General features: G+C 59.7%; 14 protein-coding genes. 12 read left to right on the plus strand and 2 right to left on the minus strand.

From position 1 onward, the window contains the following. Window positions 1-740: 740 nt before the first annotated feature. From C8C96_RS23225 to C8C96_RS23265, 10 genes are all read left to right on the plus strand, one after another. Window positions 741-1,880, plus strand: a complete 1,140-nt coding sequence (locus C8C96_RS23225) for a hypothetical protein (RefSeq protein WP_121943784.1) — start codon at window positions 741-743, stop codon at window positions 1,878-1,880. 28 nt (window positions 1,881-1,908) lie between these two features. Beyond that, the gene (locus C8C96_RS23230) at window positions 1,909-2,853 is read left to right on the plus strand and encodes a patatin-like phospholipase family protein (RefSeq protein WP_121943785.1); all 945 of its coding nucleotides are present in this window, start codon (window positions 1,909-1,911) and stop codon (window positions 2,851-2,853) included. A 13-nt stretch (window positions 2,854-2,866) separates the two neighbouring features. Continuing rightward, entirely contained in the window at window positions 2,867-3,760 is an 894-nt protein-coding gene (locus C8C96_RS23235) for a nucleotidyltransferase (RefSeq protein WP_199737511.1), read from the plus strand. 548 nt (window positions 3,761-4,308) lie between these two features. Continuing rightward, window positions 4,309-4,680, plus strand: coding sequence for a hypothetical protein (locus C8C96_RS23240; RefSeq protein ID WP_056637592.1), 372 nt, complete (start codon window positions 4,309-4,311; stop codon window positions 4,678-4,680). A gap of 45 nt (window positions 4,681-4,725) precedes the next feature. After that, window positions 4,726-5,256 carry a DUF4148 domain-containing protein gene (locus C8C96_RS23245; protein ID WP_056637596.1) on the plus strand — a complete coding sequence of 177 codons (531 nt, stop codon included), beginning with the start codon at window positions 4,726-4,728 and terminating at the stop codon, window positions 5,254-5,256. Window positions 5,257-5,320: 64 nt separating this feature from the next. Continuing rightward, the gene (gene czcI, locus C8C96_RS25465) at window positions 5,321-5,686 is read left to right on the plus strand and encodes a cation efflux protein, CzcI family (protein ID WP_343736098.1); all 366 of its coding nucleotides are present in this window, start codon (window positions 5,321-5,323) and stop codon (window positions 5,684-5,686) included. 154 nt (window positions 5,687-5,840) lie between these two features. Beyond that, window positions 5,841-7,199: a TolC family protein gene (locus C8C96_RS23250; protein ID WP_056637599.1), complete on the plus strand. Its 1,359-nt coding sequence runs from the start codon at window positions 5,841-5,843 to the stop codon at window positions 7,197-7,199. Between the two features lie 8 nt (window positions 7,200-7,207). Next, window positions 7,208-8,809, plus strand: a complete 1,602-nt coding sequence (locus C8C96_RS23255) for an efflux RND transporter periplasmic adaptor subunit (protein ID WP_056637601.1) — start codon at window positions 7,208-7,210, stop codon at window positions 8,807-8,809. Between the two features lie 16 nt (window positions 8,810-8,825). Further along, on the plus strand, window positions 8,826-12,008 hold the full coding sequence (locus C8C96_RS23260) for a CusA/CzcA family heavy metal efflux RND transporter (protein WP_056637604.1): 3,183 nt from the start codon (window positions 8,826-8,828) through the stop codon (window positions 12,006-12,008). A 63-nt stretch (window positions 12,009-12,071) separates the two neighbouring features. Next, complete coding sequence (locus C8C96_RS23265) at window positions 12,072-12,446, plus strand: hypothetical protein (protein ID WP_056637607.1); 375 nt, start codon at window positions 12,072-12,074, stop codon at window positions 12,444-12,446. Between the two features lie 348 nt (window positions 12,447-12,794). On the opposite strand, the gene C8C96_RS23275 is transcribed toward C8C96_RS23265, so the two are convergent. After that, entirely contained in the window at window positions 12,795-14,396 is a 1,602-nt protein-coding gene (locus tag C8C96_RS23275) for a phosphoethanolamine transferase (RefSeq protein ID WP_056637682.1), read from the minus strand. A gap of 241 nt (window positions 14,397-14,637) precedes the next feature. Next, entirely contained in the window at window positions 14,638-14,973 is a 336-nt protein-coding gene (locus tag C8C96_RS23280) for a DUF4148 domain-containing protein (RefSeq protein ID WP_121943787.1), read from the minus strand. A 139-nt stretch (window positions 14,974-15,112) separates the two neighbouring features. Between C8C96_RS23280 and C8C96_RS23285 the strand changes: the two genes are divergently transcribed. Continuing rightward, window positions 15,113-15,799 carry a heavy metal response regulator transcription factor gene (locus C8C96_RS23285; RefSeq protein ID WP_121943788.1) on the plus strand — a complete coding sequence of 229 codons (687 nt, stop codon included), beginning with the start codon at window positions 15,113-15,115 and terminating at the stop codon, window positions 15,797-15,799. Then, window positions 15,796-17,133: a heavy metal sensor histidine kinase gene (locus C8C96_RS23290; protein WP_121943789.1), complete on the plus strand. Its 1,338-nt coding sequence runs from the start codon at window positions 15,796-15,798 to the stop codon at window positions 17,131-17,133. Before C8C96_RS23285 ends, C8C96_RS23290 begins: the two co-directional genes overlap by 4 nt. Window positions 17,134-17,201: the final 68 nt, after the last annotated feature.

Below are 17,201 nucleotides of genomic sequence, written 5' to 3' on the forward strand. Positions count from 1 at the left end.
TTGCGCTTTGTCAACACGCTTTGCATTGGGGGTGACAGTCAAGCTCTCTTTGGCTGCATCCATTTGCGCGAGGGTGCTCATCACTGCTTGCGGTGGATCTGACTTTTCATTCACGGCCCCGTTCTCGACGCTACCGGTACATGCGCCGGACACCGGCCTCTTGTGTGCAGATTCAAGTCTCAAAATCTTAGTCACCCGCGTCTGGCAACGCTCAAGGCCACAGAGGACGTCGAGAACGCGCTGTCTTCCCTTGCCCGGCGGAAGGCGCGCGCCGCATCATTCTCGGCGTGCCAAAAAGGCGTCGTCAGCTTTATCGATGTTCTGCACGCTGATGAAAATGACTCCAACAAATAAAGTGCGTCGGACGTAAATAAAGTCCGTCGGGGAAATTCCGTATTGAGAAATTAATGCCGCCTCATTTGAGGCGGTTCATGTATCGATGCATGTGGAGGGGAGGGGCGGTGGGCTGCTTCAGGCTGGTTGCAGTCCTTCGCCTCAGCGGTTTCGGGTGACTGCTTCCGCCCCTGAGCGGAAGCAAAACAATAAGGGAGTGGTCATGCCCGATCGGGTGTGTTCGTCGTGCTTTGGAGATGAGGATCTGCACCAGTGGCATCAGGACGCAGCGCACAAAGGGGCGGGGGTCCCTGGAACACCGCTAACATCGCGGTTCATGCCAAGCAACTCCTAGGGCGCAAGAACGCTCAGGGGAGTGCCAGAACGAGTAAGTCCAGGGAGGACGCATGGCCGACATACAGAAGCGGTTGATCCAACTGCGCGCCCGACGCGTGGGTGATGACCGTCCAACGCGGACGCTGCTGGACGCGGCGGAGACCCGCGACGCGTTGATCAAGTCGCTGACGCCATCCAACGAGTCGTGGGAGGAGAAGCGCCAGAGCAAGCCGTTCACCGCCTATGCGATTGGGGCCATGCAGCCCGTTGACGCGCAGTACACGCGGGTGAGCCTTGAGGAGGCCAAACGGGTTGAGGATCAACTCAAGCCGCGATTGGCCGCGCGAGGAATTCCGACCGAGTACCGCATCCAGGGCTCGGTCGCGCTCGACGTCCATATCCGACGAGTTAGCGACGTCGACCTCTTAGCGCTAGACAGGAGTCATCTCACCTACGACCGCCACGGCGTCATGGCCGGCCGCGGGGTGTACCTTGGCCTGCCTGCCAGGATGTCTTCCACGGTGCTGACGAATCTTCGTCGCGGGATCATCACCTGTCTGGAGGACGCGTTTCCGCGGGCTACGGTGGAACCTGGCTCCAAGGCGGTCAGCATCTCGGGGGGATCACTTCGGCGCTTTGTCGACGTTGTTCCATCACACTGGCATGACACCGCCGAGTACCAACTGTCGCAGCTCGAGCGAGACCGCGGCGTCACCATCCTCGATGTCAAAAACGGCAAGACGATCGAGAACCTGCCGTTCCTGCACATCCACCGAATCACCGAGCAATGCAACGCCACCTATGGCGGTTTGCGCAAGGCCATCCGCCTGTGCAAGCAGCTCAAGGCCGACATGGAAGCCGACGGCCGCACCGTCGCGCTGCCCAGCTTTGATATTGCGGCCTTGATGTACCACGCCAACGAGCTGTGGCTCCGCTACGGCATCGTCTCCGAGATGTCCATTCTTGGAGAGGCACAGCGCCACCTCGACTATCTGGCGGTGCACCGCACCGAGGCCAAAAAGCTCAAGACGCCGGATGGACTTCGCACCATCCTGGATACCGAGAAGAAGTTCGAAGGGCTCACAAGCCTGTCGGTCGAGATGGACGACCTGGTCCGCCAGGTCGCGAGAGAGCATGGCGTCGCTGACCCGGCCAAGCAGACGATGGACGGCCTAAGGTCCACGCTGCGATCCGTGACGGCAACCGCCTGACGTGGCGGCGATACCGAGTGAGGGAACAATGACTATCCTGGATACCGTTGACGCGCCGGCGAAGCCGCTGCGCGTTCTGACGCTGGACGGCGGTGGCGCCAAAGGCTTCTACACCTTGGGGGTGCTTAAGGAGATCGAGGCGATGAGCGGCTGCCCACTTCATGAAAAGTTCGACCTGATCTTCGGGACCAGCACCGGGTCCATCATCGCGGCGCTGATAGCACTGGGTAAAACGGTCGAGGAAATCCTGGCGCTCTATCGCGAGCATGTGCCCAAGGTGATGTCCAACCGAAGGCGAGCGACACGCACCAGGGCGCTCAACAAGCTGGCCAACGAGGTGTTCCTCGACGCTGCGTTCACCGACGTCAAGACTCGCGTTGGCATCGTTGCCGCGAAGTGGCTGAGCGAGCGGCCCATGATCTTCAAGGGCAGCGTCGAGCAGGCGCACGGCCGGCCTGCGACGTTCGTACCAGGCTTCGGCGTTCGAATCGCTGACGCTGTGCAGGCATCCTGTTCTGCTTATCCGTTCTTCGAGCGCACCACAGTCAAGACGTCAACGGGCGAGCAGATCGAATTGATCGACGGTGGGTACTGCGCCAACAACCCGACCCTGTATGCGATCGCCGACGCTGTGCACGCGCTCAAGCGGGCGCGCGAGGACATCCGCATTGTCAGCGTCGGCTGTGGCGTCTATCCGGAGCCCAAGAAGCTCAGCATGTGGTTCGCCAAGAACTTCCTCTACGGTGTCGAATTGCTGCAGAAGACGCTGGAGATCAATACCCAGTCCATGGACCAGCTGCGTCAGGTGCTGTTTCACGACGTGCCAACCATCCGCATCAGCGACGCCTTCACCCAGCCGGCCATGGCCACCGATCTGCTGGAGCACGACGTCAGGAAATTGAACGTCCTGTTCACGCGCGGCCGAGAGTCTTTCTCGGCGCACGAAAAGCAACTGGCCACATTCCTGCTCTGAAAGACCTCGAACCATGGCCATCCCTGAATCCCAACTCGATACGTGGTCGCACCAAGGGTCCATCACGCAGTCGTCGACCACGTACAACAGCATCAAAGGCATCCTGGAAGGCAGCGGCACGCCGTACACCGGCAAGAACTTCAAGGTCTTCCTGCAGGGCTCCTACGGCAACGACACGAACATCTACGCCGAGAGCGACGTGGACATCGTCATCTGCCTCAATGACTGTTTTCAGAGGGACATTGATCGGCTTTCCGAGGAAGACAAGGCGGCCTACCAAGCAGCCTTCACCGGCGCCACATACACACACGTGGAGTTCAAGGCAGACGTGGTCAAAGTGCTTGTCGACCAGTACGGCAATGCAGTCCAAGTCGGCGACAAGGCCATCGCCATCGACGCCAACGGATCCCGGCGCAAGGCCGATGTGATTTCTGCCATCCAGTTCCGCCGGTACACGAAGTTCAAATCGATCAGCGACTCGGAGTTCACCGAGGGCATCTGCTTCTACAACGCCAAGGGCGAGCGCATCGCGAACTACCCGCGACAGCATTCCGCCAATCTGACGCAGAAGCACAAGGACACCTCCAAGTGGTTCAAGCCGGTCGCGCGAATCTTCAAGAACATGAGGAGCCGGTTGGTCGACGACGGCATGATCGCCAAGGGGGTCGCCCCGTCGTACTACCTCGAGGGGCTGCTGTACAACGTGCCGAGCGAAAAGTTCCACACCGACTACCAGACCTGCGTCGTCAATGTGATCAACTGGTACCGCAGTGACGCCGTCAAGAAGGATCTGGTCTGCGCCAACGAGCAGTACTACTTGCTGCGGGATGGCCACCACGTGTGCTGGAACCAGGCCAACTGCGATGCCTTCGTCGATGCGGCAGCCGACCTATGGAACGCTTGGTGACGGGCGGGGTGACTTACCCGGAGGTGGCCAAAAGCCAGTGCCCGCTTCTTGGCGGTCAGCGGCCAGCCAGCGACATAACCCTGACCGACTGCAATCGCTGCTAAACCGACTTTCAGCGTGGCAGCTCCAGGTCGGCAGAGACCATTCTGATCTTGCGTCGGCAATGGGGGCTTTCGCATTTAACGCGACATCAACTGCAAGAAAAGTAACGAGTTTGCCCCTCCGAAATTACCTGATTGCTTGCCATCCACCTACTCGGCCTGCTCGCCGACAGGCGCACGGAGGCCTGGCCCCGTGATCGGCGCGACCGCTTCGATCTTGTATGTTCTTTGGGGACTGAGCGACTTTGCTATCAGGAGCCCTCCCGCCAGCCCCAAGGTTTCAGGTTCGAAGAGTATCCAACTCAGCAGTGGAGATCCAAGCTGTCAAAAGCGTAATCCGGCAGTCACTGCCTTGATAGGGCGAGATTTTTAGACTTCTCTTCGTGATGCAAAGCGTGTCACCCCGGTAGCCAAAAAAAGAGGCGTCCGGTGCAACTGGAGAACATCATGAAAGTTCGCAACGCACTCATCATCGTTGGCCTGGCCACCGTCGCTACGACTTCGTTCGCCGCGTCGGCCTATCACGCCAGCCCAGTGCAGGAGCAGGGAGCTGTGTTTACTCCCGACCACCTGGGTAACACCGTGAGCCGGGACTCCGTTCGCAATACCGTGCTTGTAGCCCAGCAAGACGGCTCGCTCCAATGGATCAGCCGTGGCTATCCCGCCACCTACCCGCTCGTCAAAGCGCCGACCCTCACCAAGAGCCGGGACCAGGTGCTGCAGGAGCTCGAATATGCCAAGCGCAACCCGATCACAGCAGATGGCATGCGCGACATGGGCGGCGAAGCTGGGTGGGTCAACGCCCAACAGCTGCCGTAATCCGCCCTTCATTTATTCAATCACATTAACTCAAAGGACCACACCATGAAATTCAAGACCGCACTCCTTCTCGCCGCTCTGGGCGCCGCACCTCTGCTCGCCTCTGCGCAATCGGCTCCACTCACCCGTGAACAGGTTCGCGCTGAACTGTTCCAAGCCATTCGCAGCGGCGACATCATGGGCAGCGGTGAGTCGAGCATGACGCTACGCCAAATGAACCCCCGCGCCTATCCTGCGCAAGCAGCAACCGCGCCCAAGAAGACGCGTGAGCAAGTGCAGCAGGAACTGGGCCAAGCGATCAAGTCAGGAGAGATGATGGCCGCTGGCGAATCTGGTGCTAAGTTGAATGAGATCGCTCCAGGGAGCTATCCTTCGCAGGCAGTGGCGGCTGTTTCGCCGAAGTCGCGCGACGAAGTCAAACATGAACTGGCCGAGGCAATTCTTCACGGAGAGATCGTCGCCAATGGTGAAGACGGGCGCATGCTCAAGGACGTATTTCCAGGCATGTACCGTGGCAGTCACACTGCGGACGTGGCAGCGGAACGCGGCTACACGGGGAGCGTCCGAGGCATGTGAAGCTGCGGCGCTGTTCTTCGATACCTAGTGCTCAGAATTCAACTTGCCATGCTAGACTGAAAAAATGAGTCGCTGGGTCGTCGCTTTGATGCTCGTACTGCTACCGCTCCAGTTCAGCTGGGCTGCGGTAGCTTCGTACTGCCAGCATGAGCGCGCTACGTCCGCCTCTACTGTGCAGCACGTGGGTCATCACGAACACCAGCATGAATCGGATACGACCGTTGGCAACGCCAAAGTGGGCGAGAAGAATCTCGACAAGTTCGACCCCGATTGCCGCTCATGCCATGGCCTTGGACTCGGTGCAGTCTACGTGCCAGATTCCAAAATGCCTGCAGATCGCGGTAACGGAATGAACGCCCCGGTCTTGTCACCGCTAGCAGGCGTCAGCCCCATCCCCCCAGACCGCCCTCAGTGGCCCTCCCTCGCCTAATCGGCGGGGCTTCTTCCTCGATCCATTCTTTATCCGCCTTCGATAGGGCGGAGTCGCCGCGCGCGCCGCAGCCGAAATGGACTTGAGCAGCTAGGTGACGTTGTTGTTGCCATCCCGCCGATTTCCCCGTGTTTCAAGGTCACTGGAGAATCGGATGTTCAAGGGAATTCATGTTTCAAATCGCCTGGTCGCTGTACCCGGCCGAAAGAGTTTTGCGGTCACAGCAGTTGTTGCCGCCACGATTTTTGCGAGCGGATCGGTCGCGCTCGCCCAGGGCGTGCCCGCAGGCACCCAAGGAAGCCAATCGATAATTGCTCACAGCGCGTTGGCGTCGTCCGCAGCCCCGTTGTCGTTGGCCAGGGCCATCGACTTGGCACTGGAAGGGAATGCAGACGTTGCCGCGGCCATGCGCCAGGTCGAGGCATCAGAAGGGCAAGTCATTCAGGGACGCGCGCGCCCAAATCCGGAGTTTGCGTACTCGCTCGAAGACACCCGGTCCAAAACGCGCACGCAAAGCTGGCAGCTCAACCTTCCGATTGAACTCGGCGGTAAGCGCACGGCACGGACCAAGGCCGCGGAAAGGGCCCGGGAGCAGGCACAGGCTCAGCTCGCTGAGGTGAAATCCACGGTGCGTGCCAATGTGGTTGCCGCCTACTTCGAAGCACTGACGGCCCAAGAGCGGTTGGCCTTGGCAAAGGACAGTGCAGCGCTTGCCAAGTCATCCACTGACACCGTTGCGAAGCGTGTGGCTGCGGGCAAGGTCTCCCCCGTCGAGGAGACGAAGGCACGCGTTGCGGAAGCCGGCATACGCGTGGAGTTGGCGCAGGCGGCGGGCGAAGAGCGCAATGCACTGACCCGCCTCTATGCACTGTTGGGCCGAACCACCGGGATGACCCTCCTGCTGGAAGGCGAGGCCGAGAGCCTTCCTGCCGTTCCTGATATCGCGGCGCTGCAATCCCTGGTTGCGTCATCCCCTGCCGTTGTTGTCGCCAAGGTCGAAGTGGATCGGCGCATCGCCTTGACCGAGGTGGAGCAGAGCAAGCGGGTGCCGGACGTCACTGTGAGCGCAGGTATGCAGCGCAGCAATGAGACACAGCGCAACATGCTCCTGCTCGGAGTGTCTGTGCCTCTACAACTGTTCGACCGCAACCAGGGCAACCTGCTGGAGGCCCTGAAGCTTGAGGACAAAGCAAGGGACGAATTGCAAGCCACCACCGTGCGGCTGCACAGCGAGGTGACCCAAGCCCACGATCGACTGGCAACGATCACTACCGAAGTGCAGGCGTTGCGAGGTGACGTGCTCCCTGGTTCCAAGTCGGCCTACGACGCAGCAACCGTGGGGTTCGAGAACGGCAAATTTAACTTCCTCGAAGTTCTCGACGCACAGCGCACGTACTTCACAGCCAAGTCGCAGTACCTCAAGGCGTTGGCCGAAGCCCATCGAGCAGCCGCGGAGATCGACCGACTCCTGGGCAGCCAGACGCCCAATGCACCGACCAACAAGCAAAACTGAGATCGACCATGAACTCCATCAAATCAAGCATCAGCAAGAAGCACCTGATCGCCATCGCCGTCGTCATCGCGATGGGCGTTGGTGCTGGCGCCCTCATTCTGCAGGGAGGCAAGACGAAGGCTGCGGCCGGTGAGGGAGATGGCCACGGCCACGGCACCCACACTGAAGCCAAGGGGCACGGAGACGGCGAGCACCATGGCAAAGCGGATGGCAAGGGCCATGATGACGACAAAGGCCATGCCGACGGGGAGCATCACGAGAAGAGTGAGTCCAAGGGGACGAACGGTGGCAGCCTCTTCAAGGAAGGCGACTTCGGCCTGGAAGCTCTGCTTGCGGAAGACGGCGGCGAGCCGCGCCTTCGCGTCTGGATGTTCGACAAGGACACGCCACTGCCGCAGAGCGCCGCCACGGTCGCCGCAACAATTACCCGGCCGACGGGTGAAAAACAGACGCTCTCGTTCATCCAGGAAAAGGACGGGTGGGTGAGCCGCGAGAGCGTGGCAGAACCACACGCGTTTGACATCGAGATCATTGCGCAAAAGGGCAATGAGCCTTTCATGTTCGTGATGAGCAAGGAAGAAGGCAAGGTCGAGCTGACCGATGCCCAGATCAAGGCGGCAGCCATCGGCGTTGACTCGGCATCTGCTGCGAGCATCAAGTCTGCGCTGCTGCTGCCCGGCGAGATCCGCCTCAACGAAGATCGCACCTCGCACGTGGTTCCACGCCTTGCTGGCGTGGTGGAAAGCGTTAACGCCAGCTTGGGCCAGGTCGTCAAGAAGGGGCAGGTGCTGGCCGCTATCGCGAGTCCCACAGCATCGGAGCAGCGCAGCGAGCTGCAGACGGCCCAAAAGCGCATGGCCTTGGCAAAGACGACCTACGAGCGGGAGAAGAAGCTTTGGGAGCAGAAGGTCTCGGCGGAGCAGGACTACCTGCAGGCCAAGCAGGCACTCAACGAAGCCGAAGTTGCTGTCGCCAACGCCAACCAGAAGTTGGGGGCATTGGGTCTGTCGTCCTCTTCCGCCTCGGGCCTGAACCGGCTTGAGCTGCGTGCGCCCTTTGATGGGATCGTCATCGAGAAGCATCTGAGCCTCGGCGAAGCCGTCAAGGAAGACGCCGCCGTGTTCACGATTTCTGATCTGAGCCAGGTGTGGGCGGAAATCAACGTTCCAGCCAAGGATCTCCCTCTCGTGCGGGTCGGTGAGAAAGTCACCATCAAGGCCACCGCGTTCGACGCTTCAGCGACGGGCACTGTGGCCTTCGTGGGCGCGCTCATCGGTGAGCAAACCCGAACCGCCAAGGCGCGGGTGGTGTTGGATAACCCCAAGGGAGCATGGCGGCCAGGCCTGTTCGTGAACGTCGAGGTCGTGGCTGATGAGGCAACTGTGCCCGTGACGATCGCTGCAGACGCAGTCCAGACGGTTGGGGACAAGCCTGTTGTCTTCCTCAAGGTCAATGGAGGCTTCATTGCCCAGCCCGTGCAGTTGGGACGCAGCGATGGCAAGCGTATCGAGGTTCTTCAGGGCATCAAGCCCGGAACGCCCTACGCAGCGTCCGGCAGCTTCGTCGTGAAGTCCGAACTGGGCAAGGCGTCCGCCGAGCACACGCACTGATCACGGAGCCTCACACATGTTTGAAAAACTGATTCGATTTTCGATCGAGCAGCGATGGCTGGTGCTGCTCGCTGCCATTGCAATGGGTGCCCTGGGCGTCTTCAACTACCAGAAGCTTCCCATCGACGCTGTTCCGGACATCACCAACGTCCAGGTGCAGATCAACACGCAAGCCGCCGGTTACTCACCACTGGAGACAGAGCAGCGCGTGACCTACCCCATCGAGACGGTCATGGCCGGTCTCCCCAATCTGGAGCAGACCCGGTCGTTGTCACGCTACGGCCTTTCCCAGGTCACGGTGATCTTCAAGGACGGCACCGACATCTACTTCGCGCGCCAGTTGGTGAACGAACGCATCCAGGAGGCCCGGGATAAGTTGCCGGCAGGCATCACCCCTGCGCTGGGACCTATCTCGACCGGCCTGGGCGAAATCTACCTGTGGACGGTTGAAACCAAGGATGGAGCCAAGAAGCCAGACGGCAACCCCTACACCCCGACAGACCTGCGTGAAATCCAGGATTGGATCATCAAGCCGCAGCTGCGCAATGTTCCAGGCGTCACCGAAATCAACTCCATCGGCGGTTTTGCGAAGGAATACCAGATTGCGCCAATCCCCGAGCGCCTGGCATCCCTCGGCGTGACGCTGCAAGACATCGTCACTGCTCTGGACCGCAACAACGGCAACGTTGGCGCGGGCTACATCGAGAAGCGCGGCGAACAGTACCTGGTTCGCGCCCCTGGCCAGGTCAAGTCGATGGAAGATATCGGCAACGTGATCTTGAGCAGTGCCAACGGTGTCCCTGTGCGTGTGCGGGATGTCGCCGACGTATCGATCGGCCGGGAACTGCGCACTGGCGCTGCCACGGACAACGGCCGTGAGGTCGTGCTCGGTACGGTCTTCATGCTCATCGGCGAGAACAGCCGTACCGTGTCGCAAGCCGTGGACAAGAAGATGGTGGAGATCAACCGCAACTTGCCAGAAGGCGTGCACGCGGTCACCGTCTACGACCGCACTGTCCTGGTGGACAAGGCCATCAGCACGGTGAAGAAGAACCTCATGGAAGGCGCGATCCTGGTGATCGTGATCCTCTTCCTTTTCCTGGGCAATATCCGGGCTGCGGTGATCACGGCAACGGTGATTCCGCTGTCGATGCTTTTCACGTTCACCGGCATGGTGAACTACAAGGTCAGTGCCAACCTGATGAGCCTTGGAGCGCTGGACTTCGGCATCATCATTGACGGCGCGGTTGTGATCGTGGAGAACTGCGTTCGCCGCCTGGCGCACGCCCAAGCCCACCATGGTCGACCACTGACACGGGCCGAGCGCTTCCATGAAGTGTTTCTGGCATCGAAAGAGTCTCGCCGCGCCCTTCTGTTTGGTCAGCTCATCATCATGGTGGTGTACCTGCCGATCTTCGCCCTCACTGGCGTCGAAGGAAAGATGTTCCACCCGATGGCGTTTACCGTGGTCGCGGCACTTGTCGGCGCAATGATCCTGTCGGTGACTTTCATCCCCGCCGCAGTCGCACTGTTCATAGGCAACCGGGTCAGCGAGAAGGAAAACTTCCTGCTCGGCCATGCGAAGCGAATCTATGCGCCGCTCCTGGATCGCGTCATGTCCGCCAAGGCAGTAGTGCTCTCCATTGCCGCAGTGGCCGTGGTGCTCTGCGGATTGATCGCGACCCGAATGGGCAGCGAGTTCGTTCCCCAACTCAATGAGGGTGACCTTGCCATCCAGGCGCTGCGAATCCCCGGTACCAGCCTCTCGCAATCTATCGCCATGCAGCGCCAGATCGAAGGGACGCTGAAAGAGAAGTTCCCTGAAATCGACCGGGTATTTGCCAGAACCGGCACTGCAGAAATTGCCTCGGACCCCATGCCGCCGAACATCTCGGACGGGTACATCATGCTCAAGCCCATGGACCAATGGCCCGAGCCACGCAAGACTCGTGACGAACTGCTTACCGCCATCCAAGAGGTGGTCGGCAAGATTCCCGGCAACAACTACGAGTTCTCGCAGCCGATCCAGTTGCGCTTCAACGAACTTATCTCCGGCGTGCGCAGCGACGTCGCGGTCAAGATCTTCGGGGACGACATGGACGTCCTGAACAAGTCGGCAGAAGAGATCTCTTCGATGCTGCAGAAGATCCAAGGGGCATCGGAGGTGAAGGTCGAGCAGACAACCGGGCTGCCGATGCTCACGGTGAATATCGACCGCCAGAAGGCGGCTCGCTATGGCCTGAACGTGGCCGACATCCAGGACACGGTGGCCACAGCCATCGGTGGACGTGAAGCCGGAACGATGTTCGAGGGTGATCGGCGATTTGACATCCTGGTGCGCCTGCCCGAAGCGATCCGCAATGACATGGAAGGCATGAAGCGACTGCCCATCCCGCTGCCTCGCTCAGCGGGCACTGCGGAAGCGCGGACCAACTTCATCCCACTTGCCGAAGTCGCTTCCTTTGAGCTCGCCCCCGGCCCTAACCAGGTCAGCCGCGAGAACGGCAAGCGGCGCATCGTGGTGAGCGCCAACGTGCGCGGCCGCGATGTGGGCTCCTTCGTTGCAGAAGCCGAACAAGGCCTGGCGCAGATCAAGATCCCGACGGGCTACTGGACAAGCTGGGGCGGCACGTTTGAGAACCTGCAGTCTGCCTCCAAGCGCCTGCAGATTGTGGTGCCCGTCTCACTGTTGCTCGTATTCGTGCTGCTGTTCGCAATGTTCGGAAATGCCAAGGACGGCCTGCTGGTGTTCACGGGCATTCCTTTCGCGCTGACGGGGGGCATCCTTGCGCTTTGGCTTCGCGACATCCCCATGTCGATCTCCGCGGCAGTTGGCTTCATCGCACTCTCAGGGGTCGCGGTGCTCAACGGCCTGGTGATGATCTCCTACATCCGCACGTTGAGAGAGGAAGGCGTTGCACTGGACGATGCGATCCGTGAAGGCGCGCTGACACGTCTGCGTCCCGTGCTCATGACGGCACTCGTTGCTTCTCTGGGCTTCATCCCAATGGCCATCGCTACGGGAACCGGGGCCGAGGTGCAGCGCCCGTTGGCCACCGTTGTGATCGGCGGCATTCTTTCCTCGACGCTCCTGACGCTCTTGGTCCTGCCCATCCTTTATCGCCTGGCCCACAAGCCTGACGAGCAGGTTGAGGACGTGACCGCAGAACCTGTACACCCAGTTCCCTCCGCCCAGTAATGGGCCTTCGGGCCCCGCAGTTTGCGGGGCCCATTTTTTATTCTGTTCAGCAAAGGAAATCCAATGAAAGCAACCAAGCTTCTCCTCGCACTCACCGTATTCATTTCCGGCGCAGCAATCGCCGCAGACAACCACGACACAAAGCCGCTGCATGGCGGTGTAGTGGCCCAGGCAAAAGACGTGGACTATGAGCTTGTGTCCGGCACCGACAAGCTGCAGCTCTACGTCCGCGACCATGGCAAGCCTGCAGACGTTGCTGGAATGGCGGCAAAGGTCACGCTGTTGACCGGTACTGAGAAGCAGGACGTCCAGCTGTTGCCAGTCGATGGAAAGCTGGAAGCTTCGGGCAGCTTCAAGGTGGCAGCAGGAACGAAAGCCGTTGCGGCAGTCACCAAAGGCGGCAAATCCGTCGCCTCGGTTCGATTCACCCTCAAGTAATCCAAGGTGCGGCGGGGCGCTTGAATGTGATTGCACTACGGCAGGCGCCCCGTTTCATGCAGGCAACAACACAGTTCAGAAACGTCTTAGGCCATGGGTCACGGACTAGCGGCTAAGCTGATTTGGATATGGATCAGCCTGATCGCCACGGTGCTGACGTTCTGGCGGGTCCGCCGCATTTGGCTGAAACGCCATCCGGAGCGAACCAAAGGCATAAAGTACAGCCAGCGTCTGGCCAATCGCATGCGAGACCGAAGGTTGACCCAACTGCGAGCCCGAAGACGAACGGGTTCTGATCAACGCACTCGCCATTGAGGCGGGGCGCCCAAGCGCGCCAGCCTGGATCTTTCAGTCAATCGGCCTGCACGCCGCCGAAATGTCCAGGTCCATTTCATAGACCTGGGTCGAGACACCTAGCAGCCCGAGCACAGAGTGGAAGAGGTTGTCATGCGACAAGGCGGCCGACGCCTTCTCCTTCAAGCAGGCGCTGTTGATCCCACGGCTCTCCTTGAAGCCTTCCGACAGCCACCAGACCATAGGCACCTTGGTCTGTTCGTCTGGTGCAATTGCTCTGGGCAGGCCGTGAAGAAACAGCCCTTTCTCGCCCAGCGACTCGCCGTGGTCGGACACGTAGAGCATCGCCGTATCGAAGCGGCTCTCCTGGCGCTTGAGAAAAGCTATGGCCTGGCCCAGAACATGGTCGGTGTAGAGCACCGCATTGTCATAGGCATTCACGATGCTCTGGCGATCACACTTGCGCAACTCGCCCGTATCACAGGTAGGTTCGAAACGCCTGAAGGCTGCAGGGTAGCGCTTGAAATAGGCGGGCCCGTGGTTGCCGAGCATGTGCAGGACCACAACCGTCGTAGTGTCAGAAGTCTCAGTGACGGACTCCAACCCCTGAAGAAGCACTTCGTCGAGACATCTCCCCTCAGAACAAAGTGCTGCAGCGGCAAGCGGGTCCACCGGGATGTTGCTGAGGCCATCGCAGACGCCCTTGCAGCCCGACTGATTGTCCTTCCAGTGCACCGTGATGCCGGCCCGTGCCAGAACATGGAGTAGCGACTCGGATGAGCGAATTCGAGCTTCATCGTAGTCTCGCCGTCCAATCGCCGAGAACATACAAGGAAGTGACGTTTCCGTGTCTGTTCCGCAGGCGGTGACGTCGCCAAAGTTGACTGCGTTCAACGCTTGAAGGTTCGGTGAAGTCTGGCGCTCATAGCCATTGAGTCCCCAATTTCCAGCACGCACCGTCTCTCCTACTACAAGGAACAGCAGCTTCGGCTTTTGGGTCTTTGTTGGTGCTGCCATGCGAGCATCCAGGCCGACGGATTGCCGGGACTTGGGTGTATCGACATCGGCCGACAAGACCCGAGCTGTCGAGTAGATCACGTTGGCGGGAGTGATGAGGTACCGCAGCTCCTTTTGGTTTCTCATCAACGCAGAAAAGTCCTGGAAGATGAGGAGCACGGCGGCCACCAGCGCCATGGCGCACGCAGCGCTGAAAACGAGGCGCCGCAGGACGGCACGCCACAAGGAAGTCTGGGTAAAGCGAATGCGCCATATCGCCCACAATGGCACCACCGAGTACAGCGAGGCATGGGCGATCAAGCTCCAGGTGATCAGCTCGCTGGCTTCAGCGGTGTCTGTCCGCAGCACATTGCGCAGCATGCTGGGATCGTAATAGACGCCATAGCGTTGCATGTAGAAGGTTGCAAAGGCTGCAACCAGCACTGATGCAGTGAGCAAAGGCCGAACGCTCCAACAGACCACAGCGGCGCTGAAGATCAGCCCGTGCAGCGCAATCAAGGCAACCACCAGTGCGCTGGCATACACCCATGTGTCCAGTGCCAACCAGTCACGGCCAGCCGTGCTCGCCTTCAAAAAAGAACCGTTGTAGGCCAGCGCCACGTACACACTGATCCATAGCACCAGTCTCTCTGCTGGCATGGCAGGGCGTCGCGGGAGCCACTGCCCCCAACGGGTAGGCCGTCGCCCGGGCTCCGTGAAGCCGCGCAGTCTGAAACTCATCTGACGTCGAGAGCATTGAACAGTACGCTGAATCGACCCACAATCGGCCTGCATGTACTGAAGAAAGAATTAGCAATCGCACCATGTCTTCTGCGACGCGATGGAACTAGCCCGGGGGCGATCAGTTGCTCTCACCCCCTATTTTGCTGCGTACGCCCGTTTAGCGGCCTCCACGCTCCCGTAGTAGCCGTATCCTCTCTTCGGGAGTCATATTGAGAAACTCTGCGCGTACTTGTTCTCTGGTTTTTGCAGGTTCTGTGGACTTCGTCGGCACCACTCCTCCGCGCGACAGAATATCGAGCGAGCCATCTTTTCGAGCCGCGTCAACTGTTTTCTGGACGTCGCCACGCAGCAGGTCATCTGATACATGGCTGGGATGGGTTGTTGCACCGACCTCGCCTCCTGCCTCGTGGTACAGGGATGAGGCCATCGCCGCACTCGGGGCCAGAAATGCTGCTGTAGTCAGCGAGAGAATGAGTTTTGCCTGCTTATTCATAGTGTTCGCCTGTTGACATGGTTCTCGCCGCGTGCGAGGACCTGGTGCGAACTCTAGAAAGGCGTGGGGGACAAGTTGCAGACACCCAGATTACGAATTTGTAATCGGCTCCGCGGTCGATCTCCAGGAGAATCAACGAATGAAAATCTTGGTCATTGAAGATGAGATCAAACTCGCCGAGTACCTCAAGAAAGGGCTTGGCGAAGCGGGGCACAACGTTGATATCGTCCACAACGGTGTCGATGGTCTGCACATGGCACTGGAGGGTGGGTACGACCTTCTGATACTCGATGGCATGCTGCCTGGCATTGACGGGTTCACGCTTTTGACGGCGTTTCGCAAGACGAAGCAGACCCCCGTCCTGATGCTCACCGCCCGGGTCAGTGTCGAAGACCGGGTGCGCGGCTTGCAAACCGGTGCTGACGACTACCTGGTCAAACCCTTCGCCTTCTCAGAACTATCTGCCCGCGTGCAGGTGCTGCTTCGCCGGGCGCACGGCGCCAAGGATGCTGGCGAGCCGACCGTGCTGGGCATCGCGAACCTTGAACTCGACCTGATACGCCGCAAGGCTACGCGTGGAGGCCAGAGGCTTGAACTCACGGCAAAGGAGTTCTTGCTGCTCGCATTGTTCCTGCGACGAAAGGGCGAAGTTCTTTCTCGCACCGAAATTGCAGAACAGGTCTGGGACATGAACTTCGACAGCGACACCAATGTGGTGGAGGTGGCGATTCGACGGCTGCGCACGAAGATGGACTTGCCCTTTGACAAGACCTTGCTGCACACGGTGCGTGGCATGGGTTATGTGATGGAAGAGCGAGAGCAATGAACCCCCTGCCACGCGCGCACTCGCTGCGCGCTCGTCTATCGCTTTGGCTCGCTGCGCAGAGCCTCGTGGGCCTGGGCATCGTCTGCCTTGTCGTTTACTTGGTCACGGCCCACAACCTCAGGCAGCGCCAGGTCGAAACGCTCACTCAGAAGGAAGCTATCGTCAGGCACCTATTGAGCAACATCGACGAGCATGCCAAGGAAAGCTCGCAGGAGCATCCGTTGAGCGATTTCCTGATTGGGCACGAAGATTTTCGCGTGCTCGTCCGCACCCAGGATGGGGACATGGTGTTCCCGAAAGCTGCACCATCCCCGGACAATTCTCGGAGGGTGTCGAGGATGTTCGCCGTCCAGCCCACCGACGGAAAAGGCCAGACTTTCAACGTCGACTTGTCAATGAACATCTCCTCCGATGTCCAGCACCTGAACCGGCTGGCCATCACGTTGGCGATAGCCGCAGTTGTGGGGACCTTCGTCATCTCGCTGGGAGGCATGTCCATCGTGAGCTACGGCCTGGCCCCAGTGCGACAGCTTGCGTACCAGCTGAGGTCCTTGTCCGCTGACAACTTGCGCCCGCGCTTGGACGGTGCCGGTCAGCCCGCAGAGCTTGTACCTCTGGTGGAGCAGTTCAACGGCTTGCTCGGCCGACTGGATCTTGCATACACCCAACTCGAGGGATTCAACGCTGACGTTTCGCACGAGCTGCGAACCCCTTTGGCAACGCTCGTCGCCAGCAATGAGCTGGCGCTGCGACGACCAGGGAACTTCGATATGGAGGAAGTTTTGTCCTCCAACCTGGAAGAACTTCACCGCCTCACTGGCATCATCAACGACATGCTGTTTCTGTCGCAGGCAGACAGGGGCGCCACTGCAAGACGTTCATTTGTCCCAAGCCTTGCGGCAATCGTCGAACGAGTGGCTGATTACCATGAGGCCGCACTGGCGGATGCTGATTTGCGACTGAAGGTCTCAGGCGATAGCTCCGGCCATTTCGATGAACCGCTACTTCGGCGCGCCGTGTCCAACCTGATCGGGAACGCAACCCAATACGCGAAACGGGGCACTGCCATCGAAGTGAACATAGTCATCGTGTCAGACACAGAGGTGAGCTTGGTCGTCGCGAACCAAGGCGAAATGGTCTCGCCTGAGATCCTGGGACGTATATTTGATCGGTTCTTCCGCGCCTCTGCTTCCCGTGAGCATGGGCAGAAGAACCATGGACTAGGTTTGGCCATCACCTCGGCGATTGCGCGCATGCACGGAGGCCGCACGACCGCAGCCAGTACCAATGGCAAGACCGAGATTGGCCTTGTACTGGTGAAGACCTTTGCATAGGTCCAGAGTCAAGACTCATTGCTGCCAGCCAAACCCCGACATCGAGGGTTTGACGTGCAATCAACGCA

Source organism: Acidovorax sp. 100, from assembly GCF_003688355.1.
GTDB classification, from domain to species: domain Bacteria; phylum Pseudomonadota; class Gammaproteobacteria; order Burkholderiales; family Burkholderiaceae_C; genus Acidovorax; species Acidovorax delafieldii.